Consider the following 4,168-nt stretch of genomic DNA (forward strand, 5'->3'; position numbering starts at 1 on the left):
CAGACGCACCACGTCCCCGGTCTTCGGGGCGTGCCAGATCTTCCCCTTACCGGCGTAGATGCCCACGTGGTAGACGTAGCCACCCGCATGGAAGAACACCAGGTCTCCGGCCCTGCGGCTGCCGGAGGAGATGTGACGCGTCTTGTTGTACTGCTGCGCGGCGGTGCGCGGCAGCTTCTTGCCCGCCTTCTTGAACGAGTACAGCGTCAGACCCGAACAGTCGAACCGGTTGGGCCCGATGGCGCCCCACTGGTACGGCGAGCCCTTCTTGGACGCGGCGATACGCAGTGCCTTGGTGGCGTGCCCGGCGGCGTCCGCCTCCGAGGCGGCTCCGGGGACCACGAGGGAGGCGCCCACGGCGGCCAGGGTGAGGGCCGAGGCCGTACCGGCGCGGGCCATGAGAGACGGGACACGATTGAGCGCAGTCATGCGCAACCCTTCGTCAGCCGCCTGTGAAGGATGACCTGTCGGATTCGGGCTGGCGAAGTGGCCCGGCCGCACGAGTGCGGCTTCACCCCAAGGGCTGCTCGGAACCGGGGTCCCGGCGACCCGTCGTGCTTGGGTCCTCCACTCCTGCCGATCCACTCCTGTCGACCGGTCATCCGCGCGGCGGCAGGACTCGGCGTCCGCCCGGATCGCCCCGCCGCGGCGGCGGGGTCTTGTCGTCAGTCAGGGATCTTGGCTCATGACGCGATCGAAAACCCAACGGAACGGGGGGTTTGTGTTGTTACTCACCACTCATCCGTTCGGGTGGGCGCCGGGCTGTTCGATCCGCCCCCCGGGGGGTCAGCTGAGCTCCGGACCAGCGGTGGAATGCTCCGTCCCGCCTTCGGGCGGCGGGGGTTGCGCAACTTGAACGGCCTCAAAACCGGAGGTTCGTCTACGCCGGATGGTGGTACGCCGTTTGGTCCGTTTCAACGCCTGCCGCCGCGCACCGCCGACGGGTCCGGCACCGCGGAGACCGCGGGCGTCAACTGCCGGAATCCGGCGGGAGCGTGACCCCGTCGTGAGCCGCTCGCCGTCCAGCACGCGCAGGGCCCTGGCCGGCGCGGCGGAGTGCGGATCGTTTTCGCCGCGGCCGTGCGTCAGGGTGGGCGCGTCCCGCAGGGCGACGGCCCTGCCGACCAGCGCCCGGGCCGCGCGCAGCGGAGGAAGCACCGGGGGCGGCATCCGCGGCTCACCTCGCGCCGGCGACGGGGGGAGCGCCCCTGCCCCGGCGTCATGGCCCGTGTGGCACAGGAGCACCTGGAGAGCCCGCCACCCCGCCCGATGTGCTCATCCGCGTGTCCTGGGCCGGATCAGGGAGCAGCGGCCGGCGACCCTGGAGGGCGGGGCGTGGGTGGTCCCACGGCTGCCGGCCCAGGTGTGGACGGAGACCACACGCCACCCCGAGCCGGCGGCCGGGCCGGCCGGCGGACACGACAAGGTCCGCGCCGCCCTGGGGGCGGATCGCCGAGGGATACCAGGACGCGGGCCTGCTGCCCGCCGGCACCGACACCGCCGCCATGACGCGGGCGGTGATCGTGCTCGTCCAGGCTTTCGCCGCCCGGACGGCCCTCTATGGCGGGGTCTCCGAGCAGGCGCCGGGTGACGGACTGCGGGCACCGAGGGCCACGGAGCGCCCCGCCCCGGATGCCTGACGCCCGCTCACCACGCGGTTAACGTCCGTGAAACGCCACGCGGCTACCCTCCGGGGCCATGCCATCGGGGTCCACACCCGTGGCCGCGGCCACCGGGCCCCGCACGGCCCGGAGCGAGGACTGTGAGGTGGGTGCCGTGCAGCTTACCCCGCACGAGCAGGAGAGGCTGCTGATCCATGTCGCGGCCGACGTGGCGGACAGGCGCCGGGCCCGCGGGCTGAGGCTGAACCACCCCGAGGCGGTCGCCCTCATCACCTCGCACCTGCTCGAAGGCGCCCGCGACGGCCGCACCGTCGCCGAACTCATGGCGTCGGGCAGACGGCTGCTCACCCGGGACGAGGTGATGGAGGGCATCCCCGAGATGATCCGCGACGTCCAGGTGGAGGCCACCTTCCCGGACGGCACCAAGCTCGTCACCGTCCACGACCCGATCGTCTGAGCGAGGGCAGGCCGCCGTGATTCCCGGAGAGATCCTGTTCGCCGAGGGCCGGGTCGTATGCAACGAGGGGCGCGAGGTCACCCGGCTGACCGCCCTCAACGCCGCCGACCGGCCCGTCCAGGTCGGCTCCCACTACCACTTCGCCGAGGCCAACCCCGGCCTGGAGTTCGACCGCGCGGCCGCCCGCGGCAAGCGGCTGAACGTCGCCGCGGGCACCGCCGTACGGTTCGAACCCGGCATCCCTGTCGAGGTGGGACTCGTCCCGCTCGCCGGAGCCCGCGTCGTTCCCGGACTGCGCGGGGAGACCGGGGGTGCGCTCGATGCCTGAGCTCTCCCGCGCCGCCTACGCCGACCTGTACGGTCCGACGACCGGCGACCGCATCCGGCTCGCCGACACCGATCTGCTGATCGAGATCGAGGAGGACCGTTCCGGCGGACCCGGACTCGCCGGGGACGAGGCCGTGTTCGGCGGCGGCAAGGTCATCCGCGAGTCCATGGGCCAGGCCACCGCCACCCGCGCCGACGGAGCCCCGGACACCGTCGTCACCGGTGCCGTCGTCGTCGACCACTGGGGTGTCGTCAAGGCCGACATCGGCATCCGTGACGGCCGTATCACCGGCATCGGCAAGGCCGGCAACCCCGACACCATGGACGGCGTCCATCCCGATCTCGTCATCGGTCCCGAGACAGAGATCATCGCCGGCAACGGACGGATCCTGACCGCCGGCGCCATCGACGCCCACGTCCACTTCATCTGCCCAGGGCTCGCCGACGAGGCACTGGCGTCCGGCATCACCACCCTGGTCGGCGGCGGCACCGGCCCCGCCGAGGGTTCCAAGGCGACCACCGTCACGCCCGGCCCCTGGCATCTGGCGCGGATGATGGAGGCGATGGAGGCGTACCCGCTCAACATCGGGCTGCTCGGCAAGGGCAACACCGTCTCCCACGAGGCGATGCTCTCGCAGATCAGGGGCGGTGCGGTCGGACTGAAACTGCACGAGGACTGGGGATCGACCCCGGCCGTCATCGACGCCGCGCTGACCGTCGCCGAGCGCACGGGCGTCCAGGTCGCCATCCACACGGACACCCTCAACGAGGCCGGTTTCGTGGGCGACACCCTCGCCGCGATCGCCGGGCGCGGTATCCACGCCTACCACGCGGAAGGCGCGGGCGGCGGGCACGCACCGGACATCATGACCGTGGTCGGCGAGGCTCACGTGCTGCCGAGTTCCACCAACCCCACCCGACCGTTCACCGTCAACACGGTCGAGGAGCACCTCGACATGCTGATGGTGTGCCACCACCTGAACCCCGCCGTGCCGGAGGACCTGGCCTTCGCCGAGTCCCGGATCCGGCCGTCCACCATCGGCGCCGAGGACGTGCTGCACGATCTGGGCGCCATCTCGATCATCTCCTCCGACTCCCAGGCCATGGGACGGATCGGCGAGGTGATCATGCGGACCTGGCAGACGGCCCACGTGATGAAGCGGCGGCGCGGCGCCCTCCCGGGCGACGGACCCGCCGACAACCACCGGGTACGCCGCTATGTCGCCAAGTACACGATCAATCCGGCGCTCGCCCAGGGGCTGGCCCGGGAGGCCGGGTCCGTGGAGAGCGGCAAGCTGGCCGATCTCGTGCTGTGGGAACCGGCGTTCTTCGGGGTGAGGCCTCACCTCGTCATCAAGGGCGGCCAGATCGCGTACGCGCAGATGGGGGACGCCAACGCCTCCATCCCGACCCCGCAGCCGGTCCTGCCCCGCCCGATGTTCGGTGCCGTCGGCCGGGCGCCCGCCGCGGGCTCGGTCAACTTCGTGGCGGAACCGTCGCTCGAGGCCGGGCTGCCGGAGCGGCTGGGGCTGGCCAAGCGGTTCGTGACCATCGACTCCACACGCGGGGTGACCAAGGCGGACATGCGGGAGAACGACGCCCGGCCGGAGGTACGGGTCGACCCCGACAGTTTTGCCGTGCGGATCGACGGGGAACCGGTCGAGTCCGCACCCGCCGCCGAACTGCCGCTGGCTCAGCGGTACTTCCTCTTCTGATGTCCAGGGGAGCCCTTCTCGTCCTGGCCGACGGCCGGTTCCCCGCC

Annotated in this window: 5 protein-coding genes and 1 riboswitch; of the genes, 4 read left to right on the forward strand and 1 reads right to left on the reverse strand. The window is 71.9% G+C overall.

The window, feature by feature from the left end:
- Positions 1 to 429 (reverse strand): C40 family peptidase (locus B9S61_RS11355; protein WP_103542148.1); only part of this gene is annotated, 429 nt, incomplete at its 3' end.
- A 3-nt stretch (positions 430 to 432) separates the two neighbouring features.
- Positions 433 to 635: riboswitch (cyclic di-AMP (ydaO/yuaA leader) on the reverse strand.
- 870 nt (positions 636 to 1,505) lie between these two features.
- On the opposite strand from B9S61_RS11355, the gene B9S61_RS42235 reads away from it, so the two are divergent.
- The 4 genes from B9S61_RS42235 (at position 1,506) to B9S61_RS11370 (ending at position 4,121) form a co-directional block, all read left to right on the forward strand.
- Positions 1,506 to 1,640, forward strand: coding sequence for a hypothetical protein (locus B9S61_RS42235; protein ID WP_258039624.1), 135 nt, complete (start codon positions 1,506 to 1,508; stop codon positions 1,638 to 1,640).
- A gap of 136 nt (positions 1,641 to 1,776) precedes the next feature.
- On the forward strand, positions 1,777 to 2,079 hold the full coding sequence (locus B9S61_RS11360) for an urease subunit gamma (RefSeq protein WP_181007331.1): 303 nt from the start codon (positions 1,777 to 1,779) through the stop codon (positions 2,077 to 2,079).
- Between the two features lie 16 nt (positions 2,080 to 2,095).
- The gene (locus B9S61_RS11365; protein ID WP_103542147.1) at positions 2,096 to 2,407 is read left to right on the forward strand and encodes an urease subunit beta; all 312 of its coding nucleotides are present in this window, start codon (positions 2,096 to 2,098) and stop codon (positions 2,405 to 2,407) included.
- Complete coding sequence (locus tag B9S61_RS11370; protein ID WP_103542149.1) at positions 2,400 to 4,121, forward strand: urease subunit alpha; 1,722 nt, start codon at positions 2,400 to 2,402, stop codon at positions 4,119 to 4,121. The genes B9S61_RS11365 and B9S61_RS11370 overlap by 8 nt, the downstream gene beginning before the upstream one ends.
- Positions 4,122 to 4,168 lie beyond the last annotated feature (47 nt).

It is taken from the genome of Streptomyces sp. SM1 (assembly GCF_002910825.1).
GTDB lineage: Bacteria > Actinomycetota > Actinomycetes > Streptomycetales > Streptomycetaceae > Streptomyces > Streptomyces okerensis.

Coding starts and splice junctions, on each gene's coding strand:
- B9S61_RS11370 (WP_103542149.1), top strand. CDS start 2,400: ATGCCTGAGCTCTCCCGCGCCGCCTACGCCGACCTGTACGGTCCGACG.
- B9S61_RS42235 (WP_258039624.1), top strand. CDS start 1,506: ATGACGCGGGCGGTGATCGTGCTCGTCCAGGCTTTCGCCGCCCGGACG.